Source organism: Streptomyces sp. NPDC059247 (genome assembly GCF_042754005.1).
In the GTDB taxonomy this organism is placed as follows: domain Bacteria; phylum Actinomycetota; class Actinomycetes; order Streptomycetales; family Streptomycetaceae; genus Streptomyces.
In genome coordinates this window covers 353,188-371,858 of record NZ_JBHYZW010000001.1, presented here as the reverse complement: position 1 = coordinate 371,858, position 18,671 = coordinate 353,188, and the positions used below count along the sequence as shown (strand labels likewise).

The following is an 18,671-nucleotide window of genomic DNA, read 5'->3' as shown; positions in this document are numbered from 1 at the left end:
TGGGTATGCCGACCACACCAGCCACCGCGGCACAGATCTCGCCGGAGATCGCGTCGAACGGTGTCCAGCCGTCCGGAGCCCCGGCGCCGATCATGCTCGAACTGGTCGACGAGGACGGGACGACCATCGGCACGGCCGAGAAGCTCGCCGCCCACCAGGCGCCCGGACAGCTCCACCGCGCCTTCTCCGTCTTCCTCTTCGACGAGTCGGGGCGGCTGCTGCTCCAGCGACGGGCGCTCGGCAAGTACCACTCCCCCGGTGTGTGGTCGAACACCTGCTGCGGCCACCCCTACCCGGGCGAGGCGCCGTTCGCCGCCGCCGCCCGGCGCACCTTCGAGGAGCTCGGCGTCTCCCCGACGCTGCTCGCGGAGGCGGGCACCGTCCGCTACAACCACCCGGACCCGGCCTCGGGCCTGGTGGAGCAGGAGTTCAACCACCTCTTCGTCGGCCTCGTGCAGGCCTCTCCGGTCCCCGACCCGGAGGAGATCGAGGACACCGCCTTCGTCACCGCCGGGGAACTGGCCGAGCGGCACGCCGAGGCACCGTTCTCCGCCTGGTTCATGACGGTGCTCGACGCGGCCCGCCCGGCCGTCAGGGAGCTGACGGGTCCGTCCGGGGGCTGGTGACCGCCGGACGCCCGAGCGCTGCCCCCGGCCCCGGTGCCATCGGAGCCAGGGGCAGCGCCGCCCAGATGGTCTTCCCGCCGGTCGCGGTGTGCTCGACGTCGCAGGTGCCGCCGGCCTCCTGCGCGATCTCCCGGACCAGCAGCAGACCTCGGCCTCCGGTCTGCCCGTAGTCCGCCTCCAGGGCCTTGGGGCGGTACGGATGATCGTCCTCGACGGACACCCTGATCCACTCGGGGCCGATGGCCACCTCCACCGCTATCTGCGGGGAGAGCAGCGCCGCGTGCCGTACGGCGTTGGTGACCAGCTCGGAGACGATCAGGAGCAGGCCGTCCATGATCTCCTCATGGAGCGGTACGCCCTGGCGGACCAACAGGTCGCGCACGGCGTGCCGGGCCTGCGGGACGGAGACGTCGACCGCGGCAGCGGTGAAGCGCCAGACCCCTTCGTAGGACGGTTGCCGGGCGGGAACGCCTCCGTGGTTCCCCACGGTCCGGTTTCCACCCTCGTGCTCGATTCTCGCCACGGATCGAGTCTTGGCAATACGCGGAGGCGGACCACCCTACTGACCAGAAGTCGATACTTATCGGCTGCCTTCTGATCGGGTGCGTATGCCCGTGTCAGTTGTTCGACTGATCGGGTGCGCTTTCTGTCATCTCGGGCGGAGTGCCCTCAGCCGGGTCCCGAACCGGGTCCGCAGTCGGGCCCGCAGTCGGGTCGTGCGCCGGTGTCACCATGCTCACGATGCTCCGCCCGCCCACTCCGATCGCGATCAGGCCGAGGCCGTCGAAGAGCAGCGCGAGCGAGAAGAAGAACCCCAGGACGTACCGGCTGCTGGACGGCCAGTCGAACAGTACGAGAAGGCCCAGGAGCAGTCCGAACGCGCCCTGGAGCAGGGTCCAGCCGAACTGCGGTCCCCGCACCACCACGCTTCCCACCAGGCGGAAGAGCCCGCCGGTCAGGAACAGCAGCGCGGCGAACATCGTCAGCGCCTCCGCCGAGCCCTCCGGATGCTTGATCACCACGACACCGGCCGCGATGTTCAGGGCGGCGACCACCGCGGCGAGCCAGAAGTAGCTGGTGCCCCGTGACTGGACCGCCTGGAGCAGGCCCACCACACCGCCGATCAGGAGCAGCCAGCCGAAGAGCAGCATCGAGGTGAGGGTGGCGACGCCCGTGTAGACCAGACCGACGGCACCGCCGATCACCAGCAGGACGCCGAGCGCGGCGAGCCAGCCGAAGTCACGGTGCAGCCGCTTGCCCTCACGGGCCATCTCCTGGACGGGATCACGCTCCCCGGACCTCTTCCGGGCGTCCTCGGCCATGCGGTGCCTCCTCGGGACGGCCCCTTCCTGATCGTACGTTCGGGTCCGGCGGATAGCATCCGGCCCATGGAGCCGCAGCTGAGGGACAGCGTCACGGACGGCATCGCCACCGTCGTCATCTCCCACCCCGCCAGGCGCAACGCGATGACCCCGGACATGTGGCGCGCGCTCCCCGGTGTGCTGGACCGGCTCGCCGCCGACCCCGCCGTCCGGGTGCTCGTCCTCACCGGTGAGGGCGACACCTTCTGCGCCGGGGCCGACATCACGGGGCTCCGGGAGCCCGGCGACGAGCAGCGGACGCTCGCCGTGCGCGCCGAGGAGGCGCTCGCCGCCTTCCCCCGGCCGACCCTCGCGGCCGTCCGGGGTTTCTGCGTCGGCGGCGGCGGTCAGCTCGCGACCGCCTGCGACCTGCGCTTCGCCGAGGAGGGCGCCCGCTTCGGGATCACCCCGGCGAAGCTCGGCATCGTCTACCCGGCCTCCTCCACCCGCAGGCTGGCCGCCCTGGTGGGCCCCTCGACCGCCAAGTTCCTTCTGTTCTCGGGCGAGTTGATCGACGGGGAGCGGGCCCTGCGGACCGGGTTCGTGGACGAACTGCACCCGGTGGGCGCGCTCGACGCGCGGGTGGCCGCGTTCGCCCGGACGCTGGCCTCCCGTTCGCTGCTGACCCAGGCGGCGGCCAAGGAGTTCGTCGACGGCCGCCCGGACCGGGAGGCCCACTGGGCGGAGCGGGAGCGGGGCAGCGGCGACACCGCCGAGGGGGTCGCCGCCTTCCTGGAGCGCCGCGCGCCCCGCTTCACCTACGGGCGCTGAGCGGCGGGGTCAGCCCTCCGTGGCCAGGCTCGCCGCCTGCTCGCCCCGCCACTTGGCGACGATCTCCGCCGGTGCCTTGTCCGGCGAGCCCGCGTCGTACGGGGGCTGCGGGTCGTACTCGGTGAGGAGCTGGACGGTCTGCGCGGTCTCGTCCCCGGCGATCCGGCCGACCAGGTGCAGCCCCATGTCGATGCCGGAGGAGACGCCCGCGGCGGTGACGTACTTGCCGTCGAAGACGACCCGCTCGCCGGTGGGCTCGACGCCCAGCGCCCTCAGCTCCTCGTACGCCAGCCAGTGGGTGGTGGCCCGGCGGCCGGTGAGGAGACCGGCGGCGGCGAGGATCAGGGAGCCGGTGCAGACCGAGGTGGTCCAGGTGCTGGTCTCGTCGGCGGTCCGCAGCCACGCCCGGATCTCCGGGTCGTCCATGGTCTCCCGGGTCTCGGGGCCACCGGGGACGAGGACGATGCCCGGGCGCGGGACCTCGGCGAGCGTCCGGTCCGCGACCAGGGCGAGGCTGCCCTGGTCGCCCCGGACAGGTCCGGTCTCCTTGGCCACGAAGACGGTCTCGGTGCCGGGCAGCCGGGCGAGCATCTCGTACGGGCCGACGGCGTCGAGCGCGGTGAAGCCGGGGTAGAGCAGGATCGCGATCTGCATGGGAGTCCCTTCGGACGGGTCGGGTGGAACGGGCCGGGGCCGGGTCGGCCGGGGCCCGGGATCGGTCGCGGTGCGGGCGGTGCCCCCGCGACCGTCCTGCCGACGGGGTCGGCCGCGGGGTGTCGGTGTGCCCCCGCGACCGCCTGGCCGGTGGGGCCGGCGCGGGAGGGGTGGTGGCGCTCACGGCCGGTGGACCGGTCGGTGCGGTGGGTCGGTGCGGGCGGTCGGGCGCGGGCACTTGGTGGCTCAGGTGGGTCGGGGTTCAGGCGAGCGGGGCGTGGAAGCGGCGGCGGTAGTCGGCCGGGGCGGTGCCCAGGGCCTTGGTGAAGGCGCGGCGCATCGCCTCGGAGGTGCCGTAGCCGGAGGCGCGGGCGACCTCCTCGACCCCGCGCGTGGTCTCCTCCAGGAGGCGCCGGGCGTGTTCGAGGCGGACCCGGTCGACGTAACGGCCGGGGCTCGTACCGGTCTCCGCCCGGAAGGCGCGCGCGAAGTGCCGGGGCGACAGCCGGGCGCGGGCCGCGAGCCGCTCCACGGACAGATCGTCGCCCGGGTGCTCGGTGATCCACTGCTGGAGGTCCCGCAGCGGCTCCCGATGGGCGGTCTGGGCGGCCAACTGGACGCTGAACTGGGCCTGGTTGCCGGGGCGGCGCAGAAAGACGACCAGATGGCGGGCGACGGCGAGGGCCACGTCCCGGCCGAGGTCCTCCTCGACGAGGGCCAGCGCCAGATCGATTCCGGCCGTGACCCCGGCGGAGGTGGAGAGCCGCCCGTCCCGTACGAAGATCGGGTCCGGGTCCACCTCGACCCGGGGGTACTCCCGGGCGAGCTGCTCGCAGGCGTACCAGTGGGTGGTCACCCGGTGTCCGTCGAGGAGTCCCGCCCCGGCGAGGAGCAGCGCCCCGGTGCAGACCGAGACCAGCCGCCCGGCGTCCGGGGCGTGCTCCCGCAGCCAGTCGACGAGCGCAGGTTCGGGGGTGCGGGTGCCCTCGCCGCCGGGGACCACGAGGGTGTGCGGGGGTCCGTCGGCGACCGCCTCGGCGAGGGTGGTGTCGGGCAGCAGGCGCAGACCGCTCTGGGTGCGGACCGGTCCGCCGTCCAGGGAGGCGGTGCGCAGGGGGTAAGCGGAGGGGTCGCCAGTGGCCCGGCCGGCACCGGCGAACACCTCGAAGGGGCCGGTGACGTCGAGGCTCTGGACGCCCTCGAAGAGGACGACGAGGACGGGTCGCTGCGTCATGGCCCCATCCTCGGAGCCGGGCGCGGGTGACCGCAATGACGCCGACCCCACCTTTTCCGCCATCGCCCGCGCCTCCGGCGGGCACGGGTGTCCCTTTCCGACGGTTCACGCCGTACCGACCAGTCGGTAATGTGCGGGGCATGACGACCGAACTGCCGCCGCGCGCGGGACGACGCTGCCACAACGCCCTCAACCCGCTGCACTCCTCGCTGTTCTTCTCCCCCGACCTGGACCGCGAGTTCGCGGCCCTCGGCATCACCGACCAGAGCGCGGCCCGGCTCGCCCTGCGCAGCGCCGCGCTGGGCGCGGTGGGCGCCGGGACCGTCGCCGCCACCTTCTACAACTACAGCCACGAGCTGCTCGCCCGGCACCTCCCCGCCGTCTGGGAGACCGCCTCCCCCGCCGAGGTGCTGGCCGCGCGGCTGCGCGCCGCCGACACCACCCTGCGCCGCCTGCTCGGCGAGGAGACCGTCGCCTCCCCTGAGATGGCCGAGGCCGCGCGGCTCGCCCTGCGCGCCACCGAGGCCTGCACCCGGCACGCCCGGCCGCTGTACTCGGCACACGCGGACCTGCCGGTGCCCGGGGAACCGCACCTCGCCTACTGGCACGCCGCGGGTCTGCTGCGCGAGCACCGGGGCGACGGTCACCTCGCGGCCCTGCTCTTCGCCGGGCTCGACCCCGTCGAGGCGCTCGTCTCCCACACCGCCACCGGCAAGGGCATGACCCCGCGCTGGTTCCTCGGTTCCCGGGGCTGGCGGCGGGCCGACTGGGACGCGGCGGCGGAGCGGCTGCGCGGGCGCGGGCTGCTCGACGCCGACGGCGAACTGACGGAGTCGGGGACGGCGCTGCGCGCCGACCTGGAGGACCACACGGACCGCCTGGACTCCGCCCCCTACGAGCACCTGGGCGCCGCCGGGGTCGAGCGGCTGACCGAGCTGGGGCGCGGTTTCCTGGTCACGGCGGCCGGTGCCGGTGCCTTCCCGCCGGACCTCATCGGCAAGGACTGAGCCGGGCCGGGAGCCGCCGGGGACGCGCGCGGAACGGGTCGGTTACCGCATACGGGTGACCGACCCGGCAGAATGCACTCGCAAGCTTGAGGCACGAGAAGGCGAGTCGGGACACCGTGACGACGTCCATCGAAGCAAGGATCGCCGAGGAACTCGGCGTACGCGAGCGACAGGTGAAAGCAGCCGTCGAGCTGCTCGACGGCGGTTCGACCGTGCCGTTCATCGCGCGTTACCGCAAGGAAGCGACCGAGACGCTCGACGACACGCAGCTGCGCACCCTGGAGGAGCGGCTGCGCTATCTGCGCGAACTGGAGGACCGCAGGTCGGCGGTCCTGGACTCGGTGCGCGAGCAGGGCAGGCTGACCGAGCCGCTGGAGGCCGCGATCCGGGCCGCCGACACCAAGGCGCGCCTGGAGGACATCTATCTGCCGTTCAAGCCCAAGCGGCGGACGAAGGCGCAGATCGCCCGTGAGGCGGGGCTCGCGCCGCTGGCCGAGGGGCTGCTCGCCGATCCCTCGGTGGAGCCCGCCGCCGCGGCGGCGGGCTTCGTCGACGCGGACAAGGGCGTCGCGGACGCCCCGGCCGCCCTGGAGGGCGCGCGGGCGATCCTCGCCGAGAAGCTCTCCGAGGACGCCGACCTCATCGGGGAGCTGCGCGAGCGCATGTGGGGCCGGGGCCGGCTGGTGGCGAAGGTCCGCGCGGGCCAGGAGGAGGCGGGCGCCAAGTTCGCCGACTACTTCGACGTCACGGAGCCGTTCACCGCACTGCCCTCGCACCGGGTGCTCGCCATGCTGCGCGGCGAGAAGGAGGACGTCCTCGCCCTCGAACTGGAGCCGGAGGAGCCCTCGGAGACCCCCGGGCCCTCTTCGTACGAGGGGATCGTCGCGGGGCGCTTCGGCGTCGCCGACCGGGGGCGCCCCGGCGACAAGTGGCTCCAGGACACGGTCCGCTGGGCCTGGCGGACCCGTATCCAGGTCCATCTGGGGATCGACCTGCGGCTGCGGCTGCGGACGGCCGCCGAGGACGAGGCGGTCCGGGTCTTCGCGGCGAACCTGCGCGACCTGCTGCTCGCCGCCCCGGCGGGCACCCGGGCGACGCTGGGCCTGGACCCCGGTTTCCGTACCGGTGTGAAGGTCGCCGTGGTCGACGCGACCGGCAAGGTCGTGGCCACGGACACGATCCATCCGCACGTACCCGCCAACAAGTGGGACCAGGCCCTGGAGCGGCTGGCGCGCCTCGCGAAGGAGCACGCGGTCGAGCTGGTCGCCATCGGCAACGGCACGGCCTCCCGCGAGACCGACAGGCTGGCGGCCGAACTCCTGGCGAAGCACCCCGAGCTGAACCTGACCAAGGTGATGGTCTCGGAGGCGGGCGCCTCGGTCTACTCCGCTTCCGCCTTCGCCTCGCAGGAACTCCCGGGCATGGACGTGTCGTTGCGCGGCGCCGTCTCCATCGCGCGGCGGCTCCAGGACCCGCTGGCCGAGCTGGTGAAGATCGACCCGAAGTCCATCGGCGTCGGCCAGTACCAGCACGACCTGGCCGAGGTGAAGCTCTCGCGCTCGCTCGACGCGGTCGTCGAGGACTGTGTGAACGGGGTCGGCGTGGACGTCAACACCGCCTCCGCGCCCCTGCTCCGCCGGGTCTCGGGCATCAGCTCCGGCCTCGCGGAGAACATCGTGGCGCACCGGGACGCCAACGGTCCCTTCCGTTCCCGCCGGGCGCTCAAGGACGTGGCCAGGCTCGGCCCGAAGGCGTACGAGCAGTGTGCGGGATTCCTGCGCATCCGGGGCGGGGACGACCCGCTGGACGGCTCGTCGGTGCACCCGGAGGCGTACCCGGTGGTGCGCCGGATGGTGAAGGCGGCGGGCGGCGAGGTCGCCGCGCTCATCGGTGACACGTCCCGGCTGCGCTCGCTGCGGGCCGGTGACTTCGTCGACGAGACCTTCGGCCTGCCGACGGTCTCGGATATCCTGCGCGAGCTGGAGAAGCCGGGCCGCGACCCGCGACCGGCGTTCCGCACCGCCACCTTCAAGGACGGCGTCGAGAAGATCGGCGACCTGGAGCCGGGCATGGTCCTGGAGGGGGTCGTCACCAACGCCGCCGCCTTCGGGGCGTTCGTGGACATCGGTGTGCACCAGGACGGTCTGGTGCACGTCTCGGCGATGTCGAAGACCTTCGTCAAGGACCCGCGTGACGTGGTCAAGCCCGGTGACGTGGTCAAGGTCAAGGTGCTCGACGTGGACGTCCCGCGCAAGCGGATCTCGCTGACGCTGCGCCTGGACGACCAGGTGGGCGCCGAGGCTCCCGAGGGCGGGGCGCGGCGCGAGCGGGGCGGTCAGGGACAGGGCGACCGTTCCGGCCGTCCGCCGCAGCAGCGGCAGGGCGGCGGGGGCGGTGACGGTGGCCGCCGGTCCGAGCGCGGCGGCCAGGGCGGCCGGGGTGCTCAGAGCGGCCAGGGCGGTCAAGGCGGCCGGGGTGCCCAGGGCGGTCAGGCCGGTCAGGGCGGGCGGGAGCGCTCCGGCGCGCCCGCGCCCGCGAACAGCGCGATGGCCGACGCCCTGCGCAAGGCGGGCCTCCTGGGCGAGGGCGGCGGCAAGCGCCGCTGAGGACGCCCGGAGAGTGGCGCCGTCTGCCCCGGGGGCGGGGGGCGCCACTGTCCGGTCCGCGTGAGCACACGGTCCGGGCGGGCGTGAGCGAGCCACGGCCCGACTCCGGACGAGCGGCCACGGACCGGCTCCGTACGAGTGCCACGCGCCGGGTCCGCGCGAGCGACCACGGTCCGCGACACGTACGAGCACCGCGCCGCACCTCTGCCGGTCCGTACGAGCACCCCTGCCCGGCGCCGTACGAGCATCACGGCCCGGTCCTCATGAGCACCGCGAGCCAGACGCGTACGGGCGCCACGCACGGACGCGAGGTGCCGGAGCGTACGGGCCCGGGGCACCGATGCGTACGGGCACCACGCACGGATCCATGCGGGCCCCAGGTGCTGGGCGTACGGATGCGAGGTACGGGACGTATAGGCCCCAGGCGCCGACCGTACGAGCACCACACACCGGTTCATGAGGGCCCGAGGTTCGGGGCGTACGGGTGTGAGGTGCCGAGTCTCCCTCGTGGCGGAACCGCCCGGGTGTTCCCGCGACACAGCGGCCGGGTGACGCGGGCGTCGTGCTCCGGGCCGGTCCGCCTGCCCGGCCGGGCGGCCACCAGGGCCTGTCCGGTCGGTCGTGCCCGGTTCTCGGGGCCCGGCGCCGCCGGGAGATCGTCCCGCGCGGCCGACGGGACGCCCGCGGTTCGCTCCTGGGATCTTCCGGAGCCGGTCCGGATGCGCCGTACTCGTCCCCGTGTGTTCCGGCCCGAGCACATGGGGACGTCCTCTGTCCGGAGAACCCCGTGTCCCGGGACACCGGCCCGCCGTTGACCCGCCCCGGCCCACGCAACAAGATCGAATCCGGCCGCGGCGGAGCCCGCGGACCCATCCGATCCGGAAGGTCGTCCCCCGATGCAACGTGTCCTGACCAAACTGGCGACGGTCTCGGCCGCCGCCCTCACGATGGCCCTCGTCCCCCTCGCGGGGACGTCCTACGCCGCCGGGTGCAGCAACGCCGGGTGCGACAACCTCGGCCCGGTGTCGCAGGCCTGCGACGGCGACGCCGTCACCAAGCAGACCGCCACCGCCGACGCGGGCCTCCGGGCGGAGCTGCGCTGGTCCCCCAAGTGCCAGGCCGCCTGGGTGCGGGTCACCGACCCCACCGGGAACCAGTGGTGGGACAAGTACGGCTCCATCGAGAAGCACGACGGCTACGACGGTCCGCTGGTGCGCAGCCTCCAGGTGAAGTTCCCCAACCCCGGCTCCGACTGGTCGAACATGCTGGGCGGCAGCGGCTACTACTACCGCGTCTGCATCCGTGACACCGGCACGGGCAACGTGAGCTGCAGCGGCTACTGGTAGACCCCGGCCCCCGTCTCCGCGCTGAGGGCGGCCACCACGCGCCGGGCCGTGGCCGCCCCGGGCTACGGCAGGAAGCGCAGGGCCCAGTCGGCGCGGTGCGCGACGGCGAGGTCGTCGTCCTCCGCCAGCGGCCGGAGCAGGCTCCCGGCCCGCTGCGGGTCGGCCTGCACGAGATCGACGATCTCGGTGGCCAGACCGTCCTGGTCGTCACCGAGGTCCACCGCGGAGGCCCGTACCAGGACGGGCAGGGTCTCGGCGCCGCCGAGGCCCGCGAGGACCCCGCCGAGCAGCTCACGGGCGTAGCCGTTGCGCTCCTCGACCGCCCTCCCCAGCTCGGCCGTCAGCCGGGGCAGCAGCGCCGGGTCGCCCGTCGCCGTGATCTCGTCGGCGAGGTCGATCGTGGCGTCGACGTCCGCGTCGAGGTCGTCCAGCATCGCGAGGAGCCGGGTGATGCCGTCGTCGGTCATGGTGCCTCCAGGGGGTGCGCCGTCCACGGGGCAGGAGGGTACCGGGCCGTCCGGCCCGGCGTTCCCGCCCTGTGGAGGGCCGTACGGGTACAGTTCGCGGCCCGGTCCGCGGCCGTGCGGGGCGGCGGGGCCCCGGCCGTCCGGGCGGGCCGTCAGAGCTCGGTCACCTTGCCGTCGGCGACCTCGATCCTGCGGGTGGTGCGGACCGCGTCGAGCATCCGCCGGTCGTGGGTGACCAGGAGCAGCGTGCCGGTGTACGAGTCGAGCGCGGACTCCAGCTGCTCGATGGCCACCAGGTCCAGGTGGTTGGTCGGCTCGTCGAGGACCAGCAGGTTCACCCCCCGGCCCTGGAGCAGGGCGAGGGCGGCCCGGGTCCGCTCGCCCGGAGACAGGGTGGTGGCGGGCCGCAGCACGTGGACGGCCTTCAGGCCGAACTTGGCGAGCAGGGTGCGGACCTCGGCGGGCTCCGTGTCGGGCACGGCCGCGCAGAACGCCTCCAGGAGCGTCTCGGTGCCGTGGAACAGCTTGCGGGCCTGGTCGACCTCGCCGACGACGACGCCCGAGCCGAGGACCGCGTCGCCGGAGTCCAGCGGCAGCCGCCCGAGGAGGGCGGCGAGCAGGGTGGACTTCCCCGCGCCGTTGGCACCGGTGACCGCGACCCGGTCGGCCCAGTCGATCTGGAGGGTCACCGGGCCGAAGGAGAAGTCGCCCCGGCGCACCTCGGCCCCGCGGAGGGTCGCGACGACCGAGCCGGAGCGCGGCGCGGGGGCGATCTCCATCCGCAGCTCCCACTCCTTGCGGGGCTCGTCGACGACGTCGAGGCGTTCGATCATGCGCTGGGTCTGGCGGGCCTTCGCCGCCTGCTTCTCACTGGCCTCGCTGCGTGCGTTGCGGCCGAGCTTGTCGCCGTCGGTGGACTTGCGGCGGGCGTTCTTGACGCCCTTGTCCATCCAGGAGCGCTGCATGTGCCCGCGTGCTTCGAGGGCGGCCTTGCGGCCCGCGTACTCGTCGTACTCCTCGCGCGCGTGGCGCCTGGCGGTGTCCCGCTCCTCCAGATAGGCCTGGTAGCCGCCGCCGTAGAGGGTGATCTGCTGCTGGGCGAGGTCGAGTTCGAGGACCTTGGTGACGGTGCGGGTGAGGAACTCGCGGTCGTGGCTGATGACGACGGTGCCCGCGCGCAGCCCCTTCACGAAGGTCTCCAGGCGCTCCAGGCCCTCCAGGTCGAGGTCGTTGGTGGGCTCGTCGAGCAGGAAGACGTCGTAGCGGGAGAGCAGCAGGGAGGCGAGGCCCGCGCGGGCCGCCTGGCCGCCGGAGAGGGAGGTCATGGGCTGGTCGAGCCCGACGGTGAGGCCGAGCGAGGCCGCGACCTCCTCGGCGCGTTCGTCGAGGTCGGCGCCGCCGAGGTTCAGCCAGCGTTCCAGGGTGACGGCGTACGCGTCGTCGGAGCCGGGCGTGCCGTCGACCAGGCCCTGGGTGGCCTCGTCCATGGCCGTCTGGGCGGCGTCGACGCCGGTGCGCCGGGCGAGGAACTCGCGGACGGTCTCCCCCGCGCGCCGCTCGGGCTCCTGGGGGAGGTGGCCGACGGCGGCGGTGGGCGGGGAGAGCCGCACCTCGCCCTCCTCCGGTGTGTCGGTCCCGGCCAGCAGGCGCAGCAGCGTCGACTTGCCGGCGCCGTTGACGCCGACGAGGCCGATGACGTCGCCGGGGGCGACGACCAGGTCGAGCTGGGCGAAGAGGGTGCGTTCGCCGTGGCCGGCGGCGAGGTCCTTGGCGACGAGGGTTGCAGTCATCAGGGTACGAATCCTAGGTGACGGCGGGACCGGCTCAGGGGCACGGGGCGGGGAGCGCCCGCAGGACGGCCCGGTAGCCGGGGCCGTGGAAGCGGTACGGGCCGATGCCGGGGTATCCGTCGCGGACCGGGTCGGTGTCGGGGCCGGTCTGCCAGCGGAAGTCGCGCCAGACGACGTCGTCGCCGTCCTCCTCGACGAGGGCGGTGACGGCTCCGCAGCCGGGGTCGTCGCAGTCGGGGCAGGAGTAGATCACCCGGCGGGCGGCGGGGCCGGGGGCGAGGAGGAGCCGGACGTGCTCGGGGCGCAGGACGGGGCGGAGGTCGCCCGCGAGCGGGGAGACGGTGTCGGCGTCCTCGCAGGCGTCGAGCCGCCGGAGCAGGGACCGGCCGTCGACGAGGAGGTCGGTGTCGTCGGCCAGGAGACCCGTGTCGTCGGTCCGAAGGTCCGTTCCGGCGGCCAGGAGATCCGGGCCGTCGGTCGGCGGGGGTGCGTCGCCGGTCGGCGGGCGTACCGAGGGAGCGCCGCCGGGGAGGTCGGCGGGGGTGAGGTCGAGGGGCGTGTACGGGACCGGCATGAGTCCAGCATTCCGCCGGGGAGCCTCCGGTTCCATGGCTGATCGGTCCCGGAAATGTCCCGGTCCCGGTACGGTCCCGGCCATGGAGAACGACGTGATCGTGGTGGGTGGCGGGGTCGTGGGTCTGACGACCGCGGTGACGCTCGCGGAGCGGGGACTGCGGGTACGGGTCTGGTCGCGGGAGGACGTGACCGCGACGACCTCGGCGGTGGCGGGCGCGCTGTGGTGGCCGTACCGCATCGAGCCCGAGGCCGAGGTGGGGCGGTGGGCGCTGGAATCGCTGCGCGTGTACGAGGAGTTGGCCGCCGATCCCGGGACGACGGGGGTGCGGCTGGTGCCGGGGGTGCACGCCGACACGGTCCTGGCGGAGCTGGGCCCGTGGGCGCGGGAGGTGCCGGGGCTCCGGCAGTTGGCGCCGGAGGAGGTGCCTGGTCCGTACGCGACGGGTCTGGCGGCGCGGCTCCCGCTGGTCGACATGCCGGTGCATCTGGCGTGGCTGCGGCGCCGGTTGGAGGCGGCGGGAGGGCTCTTCGAGCGGCGTACGGTCACCGGTTTCGAGGAGCCTTCGGCGCGGGCCAGGGTGGTGGTGAACTGCACGGGGACGGCGGCGCGCGAGCTGGTGCCCGATCCGGCGATGCGGCCCGTGCGGGGTCAGTTGGTCCTGGTGGAGAACCCGGGGATCGAGGAGTGGTTCACCTCGGCGAAGGCGGAGGCGACCGGTACGACGTACTTCTTCCCGCAGCCGGGGCGGCTGGTGCTGGGCGGGACCGCCGAGGAGGGGGACGAGCGGCCGGTGCCCGATCCGGTGACGGCGTCCGCGATCGTGGCCCGGTGTGCCCGGGTGCGTCCGGAGATCGCGGGGGCCCGGGTGCTCGGGCACCGGGTGGGTCTGCGGCCGACGCGGGTGGGCGGGGTCCGGATCGAAGCGATGTCCCTGCCGGGTGGCGGGCGGCTGGTCCACCACTACGGGCACGGGGGTGCGGGGGTGACGGTCGCCTGGGGCTGCGCGGAGCGTGCGGCGGCCCTGGTGGAGGGCGTCTGAGGCGGGGGCCGGGTCCCGGGGCCCGGTCGTACGCGCGGGGATCGGCGGCGCGTACGGGCGGCGGCCCGGCCCCTGGTCAGCACTTCTCCACGGGGCTCCCGGCGACGAGGTGGTAGGCGGCTCGGGCGTCGAGGAGGAGGGGGATGAGGGCCCGGCGGGACTGGCGGAGCGGTACGAACGCTCCGGCTCCCTCGGGCCGCACGGTGACGCCGTGCAGGGCGAGTTCGTCGCCCACCCGGGCGTACTGGGCGGCGTCGAGCCGGTAGCCGCACGGCGGGTCGGCGAGGATCTCGTCGGGCTCCGCCGGGTCGTTGTCCGCGCCACCGAGGTAGACCGGGCCCCGGTCGGCGAATCCGGCGCCCCGGGCGGCCGTGGTGGCCACCGCGAGCGGTACGTTCCGCTCCTTGACGTAGGCGAAGGCGCCTTCCAGGGCGGCGCGTTGGGTGGCGACGCGGCGACGGTGGTTGAGGGAGGGGTCGTGCTGCTCGTCCTCGTCGAAGGCGTCCACCCGGGTCTCGACGAGGAGGCCGACGGAGTGCTTGATGCCCGCGGTGTTCCGCAGGATGCGTTCCTGTCCGTCGCCCGCGACCTGTTTGACCGGTTTCCCGGTCAGCGGGTCGGTCCAGATGCCGTAGATCCCGGTGCTGTGGCCCGCGAGGGCCGTCATGGGCCGTACGTACCGCTCGGAGAGGGTGGCCGACTCGTCGTGGACGCGGGGGTCGGTGTCGAGGCTGCGGGGCCAGAGGGCGAGCAGGTCCTTGTCGTAGTAGCGGGGGGTGGCGCCGTACTCGTGCAGGTCGTAGACGAGTTGGGGCCGCCGGTCGCGCAGCACGGCGGCGACCGCCCGCGCCTCGGCGGTCCGCAGGGCGAGGTGGTCGCGGTTGATGTCGATCCCGTCGCCGTTGCCCCGGGTGTCGGCCTCCCGGCCGTCCGGGTTCGCCGTGGGCAGGACGAGGAGGGTGGTGCGGGCGAGGAAGCGGCGGGTCTTCGGGTCCTGGCCGAAGGCCAGGTCGCGGACGGAGCTGAGGCAGGCCTCGCGCCCGGCCGGTTCGTCGCCGTGCTGGCTGCACACGAGCAGCACCGTGGTGGGACCGGTGCCGAGGGAGACGAGGCGGAGCGGGCGGCCCTGCGCGGTGGTGCCGACGGTCCGCAGCGTCACGCGGTCGCGCACCCGGGCGACGGCCGTGAGGAAGTCCCGTTCCTCGGTCCCGGTGGTCCACCGGGTGCCCGCGCTGGTCTCGAACCCGGTGCGCGGCGGCGGCTTCGCGGGCGCGCTGTCCGCCGCCTTGGCGGGGACGGTGACGAGGGGCAGGGCCAGGGCGGCGGCCCCCGCCACGAGGGCGAGGGCGCGCCGGGGGCCGGGCCCCTTCGGGCGGGGGGCCGTCGTGCGAGAGGTCATCGGGCGGCTCCGGGGGCGGGGAGGCGCGGCCCGTCGACGGCGGCCGGCGGGATGATGCCCGGTGCCGGGGCCGCGCCGAGGGAGGGGGCGGCGGCGGGGGCCGGGTGGGGTCCCGTGGTGGCGCGGAGGAAGGCCCCGGCGCCGCCGACCAGCGGGATCTCCGCCCGGGTGCGGCTGAGGTCGAGGGTCAGGGTCGGGGTGCTGGACGGCGGGTCCAGGAGGTCCCGGTCGGTGCCGCCGACGATCAGGGCCAGGCGGTGGCCCGCGGGGACGACGTGGTCGGTGGCGGCGAGGTCGAGGGTGAGGGTGTACGCCCGGCCGGGGGTCAGCGGGCGTCCCCTGTCCGGGTCGGCCCAGGTGCCGAGGTCGGCCCAGCCCCGGCTGACGACCGTCTGTCCGACCTGCGTGGTGCGGGCGGCCGTGTCCTTGTAGCAGGCGCTGTCGCCGGGGGTGCTCGCGCCCCAGCAGCTGCGTCCGGTGAGGGTGGTGATGCCTTCGCCGGGTGCCGTGTAGTCGCGGATGGTGGCGGGGCCGAGGTCGACGAGGACGGCGGAGAGGTGCGCGGTGGTGGTGGTCGGGGTGACGGTGACGGTGACCTTCGAGGAGCCGGAGACGCGCAGGTCGCGGGAGAGGGGGCGGGTGGCGAACCCCGCCTTCTCGGGGGTCGCGGTGTCGATCCGCGCGGCCCAGTCGAGCTCGCCGAGGCCGGGGTCGTCGGTGAAGGTGGCGGTGGCGCCGGGGGCGGCGGGGGCGCGGCCGAGGCGGCCGGGTCCGGAGGGCGCGCCGGGGGCGGGCCGCAGGGTGGTGGTCGCGGTGGTGCGCGGGGGCCACTGCCGGTCGGTGGTCCAGACGTCCGGGGCGCGTTCGACGTCGGCGACGGGTTCGCGGTCGATGCCGTTGTCGTAGCCGAGGAGGTAGTGGTCGAACCAGCGGTGCAGGGTGTGGACCCAGTCGGCGCGCCGGAAGTCGAAGGGGTCGACGTGGCCGGTCTGGGAGAGCCAGATCTTCCGCTCGACGCCCCGGGCGGCGAGGGCGTCCCACCACTGGCCGAACTGTCCGGCGCGGACGTTGAGGTCCTGCTGTCCGTGGACGACGAAGACGCTGGCCCTGACCTTGTCGGCGTTCCGTACGTAGTCGCGCTCGGTCCAGGCGGGGGTGCGGTCGCCGCTGTAGGGGGTGCCCGCGGTGATCCGGTCCTGGACGGCGCCGCACCGGGTCCGTGCCCCGGGGCTGTTGACGTAGTCGGAGAGCCAGCTCGGGTTGGCGTTGTAGAGGGGGGCGCCCTGGGAGTGGAAGTAGTCGTACCAGGAGGAGATGGCGCCGATGGGGACGATGGTCTTCAGGCCCTCGACGCCGGTGGCGGCGACTCCGTTGGCGACGGTGCCGTCCCAGCTCTTGCCGATCATGCCGACGTTCCCGGTGCTCCAGGTGGTGGCGCGGGAGCGGGTGTCACCGGTGCGGGAGGTGTAGCCGCGGGCGCGTCCGTTGAGCCAGTCGACGACGGCTCTGGCGGACTGGACGTCGGAGCGGCCCCCGACGTCGTCGCAGCCGTCGGAGCGGCTGGTTCCGGCGAGGTCGACGGCGACGAAGGCGTAGCCGCGCGGGACGAAGTAGTTGTCGTAGTAGAGCGGGAACTGGACGGGTTTCCCGTCGGCGTCGTAGGTCTTCTTCTGGCCTTCGTTGCCGCGTCCGCAGCAGGCGTAGTACGGGCTGGCGTCCATGACGACCGGGACCTTGCGGCCGGTGGCGGCGGTCTCCCGGGGGCGGACGATGTCGACGGCGACCCGGTCGGCACGCCCGTCGGCGTCGCCGTCGAGCCCGGTGTCGACCCAGACGGACTCGCGGACGGCGTCGGCGTACGAGTGGACCGGGCGGGACTCCTTCACGGCGGTCGCCGGGGCGGGCGCGGCCGGTTCCGCCCGCGCGCCCGCGGGGGTGACCAGGGTCGCGAGCAGGGCGGCGGTCGCCGTGACCACGAGGGTTCCGTACGGCGGTCGGGCTCCGCGGGTTCTCCGCGTTCGCATCGGCATGGGCGGGAACGTACCCCGGTCGACTGCCGTGCAAAAGGGTGCCGGAGGGAATCAGGGTCGATTCGGGGTCGTGCCGTGGCCGGTGGGGTTCGTGTCGGCCGAATGGCGATCGTGTGACAGGGGGTCCGCTGGACGTGACGGTGCGTCGGAACGCTGAATAGTGTCCGAACTGAGGACCGACGACCACCCGCGCGTCTTACGTTTCTTATGACTTGGGGAGCACCTGTGCACCGCAGAATCATCGTTCCGAGCGCCCTCGCGGCCTCCTTGTTGCTGGCGATCCCGGCATCGGCGGCCGATTTCACCCCCGGGGCGCCGGGCATCGGCGACTCCTACTATCCGGCCAGCGGCAACGGCGGCTACGACGTCTCGCACTACGACCTGCGTCTGACGTACCAGCCGGCCACGGACCTGCTGGAGGGCACGGCGACGATCCTGGCCACGACCAGGCAGAACCTTTCCCGGTTCAACCTCGATCTGGGTCTGAGGGTGAGCGAGGTCCGGGTGAACGGGCGCGTGGCGCGGTTCGCCACGTCGGGCTCGCACGAGCTGGAGGTCACCCCGGCGGTCCCGCTGGAGAAGAACAAGTCGGTCTCGATCGTCGTCCGTTACGCGGGCAAGCCGTCCGAGGTGAAGATCGACGGCTGGACCGCCTGGGCCCGCACCCCCGACGGCGGGGTCGCCGCGCAGGAGCCGGATTCGGCCGCCTGGTGGTTCCCGTCCAACGACCATCCGCTGGACAAGGCCACCTTCGACGTGTCGGTCGCGGTGCCGGACGGCACCCAGGCCATCAGCAACGGCGTCCTGCAGTCGCAGTCCTCGCGCCTCGGCTGGACCCGCTTCAACTGGCGTTCCAACAAGCCGCAGGCGACCTATCTGGCCACGCTCGCCGTCGGGAAGTTCGACATCACGACGGACCGGACGGCGAACGGTCTGCCCGTCCTCAACGCGTACAGCAAGGACCTCGGCGACAACGCGGGCGCGGCGCGTGCCTCGGTCGAGCGGACGACCGAGGTCGCGGAGTGGCTGGAGTCGGTGTTCGGGCCGTACCCGTTCAACGCGCTCGGCGGATACGTGCCGAACGTGACGAGCGGTTTCGCGCTGGAGACGCAGACCCGCCCGTTCTACAGCCCCCGGCAGTTCGCCAACGGCGCGAACGTGTCGGTGGTCGTGCACGAGCTGGCGCACCAGTGGTACGGGGACAGCGTGTCCGTCCACGGGTGGAAGGACATCTGGGTCAACGAGGGCTTCGCCCGCTACGGCCAGTGGCTGTGGTCGGAGAAGGAGGGCGAGGGCACGGCACAGGAGCTGGCGGACTACGTGTACGCCACGCGGACGGCGCAGGACCCGTTCTGGACGGTGAAGCCGGGTGACCCGGGGCCGGACGACCAGTTCCACATCGCCGTCTACGACCGGGGCGCGCTGGCGCTCCAGGCACTGCGCAACGAGATCGGCGACGAGGACTTCTTCACGATCCTGAAGGGCTGGCCGCAGCGGTTCGCGTACGGCAACGCGCGCGTGGCGGACTTCGTCCGGTACGCGGAGCAGGTCTCGGGGAAGCCGCTGGCCGCGCTCTTCGACACCTGGCTGTACCAGCCGTCGAAGCCGTCCGCCCCGACCTCGGCGCCCGTGTCCGGTGGTCCGGCCGCGCGGGCGGCGGCGCCGGAGCCGGTGCGGCCCGCGTCGTGGAAGAAGATCGCGGCGACGAACTCCGTGCACGAGACCGGGGAGCGCGGCGGGCACTGAGCCGCCGCACCCGTCCGG

Annotated in this window: 16 protein-coding genes; 7 read left to right on the top strand and 9 right to left on the bottom strand. The window is 73.9% G+C overall.

Annotation, left to right across the window (positions count from 1 at the left end; all coding sequences use genetic code 11):
* The first annotated feature begins 5 nt into the window (after nucleotides 1-5).
* Nucleotides 6-626: an isopentenyl-diphosphate Delta-isomerase gene (gene idi / locus ACFXGN_RS01645; RefSeq protein ID WP_384851916.1), complete on the top strand. Its 621-nt coding sequence runs from the start codon at nucleotides 6-8 to the stop codon at nucleotides 624-626.
* On the opposite strand, the gene ACFXGN_RS01640 is transcribed toward idi, so the two are convergent.
* Complete coding sequence (locus ACFXGN_RS01640; protein WP_384853089.1) at nucleotides 592-1,113, bottom strand: ATP-binding protein; 522 nt, start codon at nucleotides 1,111-1,113, stop codon at nucleotides 592-594. The genes idi and ACFXGN_RS01640 overlap by 35 nt on opposite strands.
* A 130-nt stretch (nucleotides 1,114-1,243) precedes the next feature.
* Nucleotides 1,244-1,948 carry an HdeD family acid-resistance protein gene (locus ACFXGN_RS01635; protein WP_384851913.1) on the bottom strand — a complete coding sequence of 235 codons (705 nt, stop codon included), beginning with the start codon at nucleotides 1,946-1,948 and terminating at the stop codon, nucleotides 1,244-1,246.
* Between the two features lie 66 nt (nucleotides 1,949-2,014).
* Here ACFXGN_RS01635 and ACFXGN_RS01630 point away from each other — a divergent pair, with 66 nt between their 5' ends.
* Nucleotides 2,015-2,758, top strand: coding sequence for an enoyl-CoA hydratase/isomerase family protein (locus ACFXGN_RS01630; protein WP_384851911.1), 744 nt, complete (start codon nucleotides 2,015-2,017; stop codon nucleotides 2,756-2,758).
* A 9-nt stretch (nucleotides 2,759-2,767) separates the two neighbouring features.
* Here ACFXGN_RS01630 and ACFXGN_RS01625 read toward each other — a convergent pair whose 3' ends face one another.
* On the bottom strand, nucleotides 2,768-3,412 hold the full coding sequence (locus tag ACFXGN_RS01625) for a DJ-1/PfpI family protein (protein ID WP_384851908.1): 645 nt from the start codon (nucleotides 3,410-3,412) through the stop codon (nucleotides 2,768-2,770).
* Nucleotides 3,413-3,674: 262 nt separating this feature from the next.
* The gene (locus ACFXGN_RS01620; protein ID WP_384851905.1) at nucleotides 3,675-4,646 is read right to left on the bottom strand and encodes a GlxA family transcriptional regulator; all 972 of its coding nucleotides are present in this window, start codon (nucleotides 4,644-4,646) and stop codon (nucleotides 3,675-3,677) included.
* A 140-nt stretch (nucleotides 4,647-4,786) separates the two neighbouring features.
* Here ACFXGN_RS01620 and ACFXGN_RS01615 point away from each other — a divergent pair, with 140 nt between their 5' ends.
* From ACFXGN_RS01615 to ACFXGN_RS01605, 3 genes are all read left to right on the top strand, one after another.
* Nucleotides 4,787-5,653 (top strand): hypothetical protein, encoded by an 867-nt coding sequence (locus tag ACFXGN_RS01615; protein WP_384851902.1) that lies wholly within the window; start codon nucleotides 4,787-4,789, stop codon nucleotides 5,651-5,653.
* 116 nt (nucleotides 5,654-5,769) lie between these two features.
* Nucleotides 5,770-8,259 carry a Tex family protein gene (locus ACFXGN_RS01610; protein ID WP_384851899.1) on the top strand — a complete coding sequence of 830 codons (2,490 nt, stop codon included), beginning with the start codon at nucleotides 5,770-5,772 and terminating at the stop codon, nucleotides 8,257-8,259.
* 896 nt (nucleotides 8,260-9,155) lie between these two features.
* The gene (locus ACFXGN_RS01605) at nucleotides 9,156-9,605 is read left to right on the top strand and encodes a DUF2690 domain-containing protein (protein WP_384851896.1); all 450 of its coding nucleotides are present in this window, start codon (nucleotides 9,156-9,158) and stop codon (nucleotides 9,603-9,605) included.
* A gap of 62 nt (nucleotides 9,606-9,667) precedes the next feature.
* Here ACFXGN_RS01605 and ACFXGN_RS01600 read toward each other — a convergent pair whose 3' ends face one another.
* The 3 genes from ACFXGN_RS01600 to ACFXGN_RS01590 all read right to left on the bottom strand — a co-directional run bounded on the left by ACFXGN_RS01600 (nucleotide 9,668) and on the right by ACFXGN_RS01590 (nucleotide 12,436).
* Nucleotides 9,668-10,072: a hypothetical protein gene (locus ACFXGN_RS01600; RefSeq protein WP_384851893.1), complete on the bottom strand. Its 405-nt coding sequence runs from the start codon at nucleotides 10,070-10,072 to the stop codon at nucleotides 9,668-9,670.
* A gap of 152 nt (nucleotides 10,073-10,224) precedes the next feature.
* On the bottom strand, nucleotides 10,225-11,862 hold the full coding sequence (locus ACFXGN_RS01595) for an ABC-F family ATP-binding cassette domain-containing protein (RefSeq protein WP_384851890.1): 1,638 nt from the start codon (nucleotides 11,860-11,862) through the stop codon (nucleotides 10,225-10,227).
* A 34-nt stretch (nucleotides 11,863-11,896) separates the two neighbouring features.
* Nucleotides 11,897-12,436, bottom strand: a complete 540-nt coding sequence (locus ACFXGN_RS01590) for a hypothetical protein (protein WP_384851887.1) — start codon at nucleotides 12,434-12,436, stop codon at nucleotides 11,897-11,899.
* A gap of 82 nt (nucleotides 12,437-12,518) precedes the next feature.
* On the opposite strand from ACFXGN_RS01590, the gene ACFXGN_RS01585 reads away from it, so the two are divergent.
* The gene (locus ACFXGN_RS01585) at nucleotides 12,519-13,478 is read left to right on the top strand and encodes an FAD-dependent oxidoreductase (protein ID WP_384851885.1); all 960 of its coding nucleotides are present in this window, start codon (nucleotides 12,519-12,521) and stop codon (nucleotides 13,476-13,478) included.
* A 76-nt stretch (nucleotides 13,479-13,554) separates the two neighbouring features.
* Here ACFXGN_RS01585 and ACFXGN_RS01580 read toward each other — a convergent pair whose 3' ends face one another.
* Both ACFXGN_RS01580 and ACFXGN_RS01575 read right to left on the bottom strand, forming a co-directional pair.
* Nucleotides 13,555-14,877: a M14 family metallocarboxypeptidase gene (locus ACFXGN_RS01580; RefSeq protein WP_384851882.1), complete on the bottom strand. Its 1,323-nt coding sequence runs from the start codon at nucleotides 14,875-14,877 to the stop codon at nucleotides 13,555-13,557.
* Nucleotides 14,874-16,907 carry a Xaa-Pro dipeptidyl-peptidase gene (locus ACFXGN_RS01575; protein WP_384851879.1) on the bottom strand — a complete coding sequence of 678 codons (2,034 nt, stop codon included), beginning with the start codon at nucleotides 16,905-16,907 and terminating at the stop codon, nucleotides 14,874-14,876. The genes ACFXGN_RS01580 and ACFXGN_RS01575 overlap by 4 nt, the downstream gene beginning before the upstream one ends.
* Nucleotides 16,908-17,132: 225 nt before the next feature.
* On the opposite strand from ACFXGN_RS01575, the gene ACFXGN_RS01570 reads away from it, so the two are divergent.
* Nucleotides 17,133-18,653, top strand: coding sequence for a M1 family metallopeptidase (locus ACFXGN_RS01570; protein WP_384851876.1), 1,521 nt, complete (start codon nucleotides 17,133-17,135; stop codon nucleotides 18,651-18,653).
* The last annotated feature ends 18 nt before the right edge of the window (nucleotides 18,654-18,671 follow it).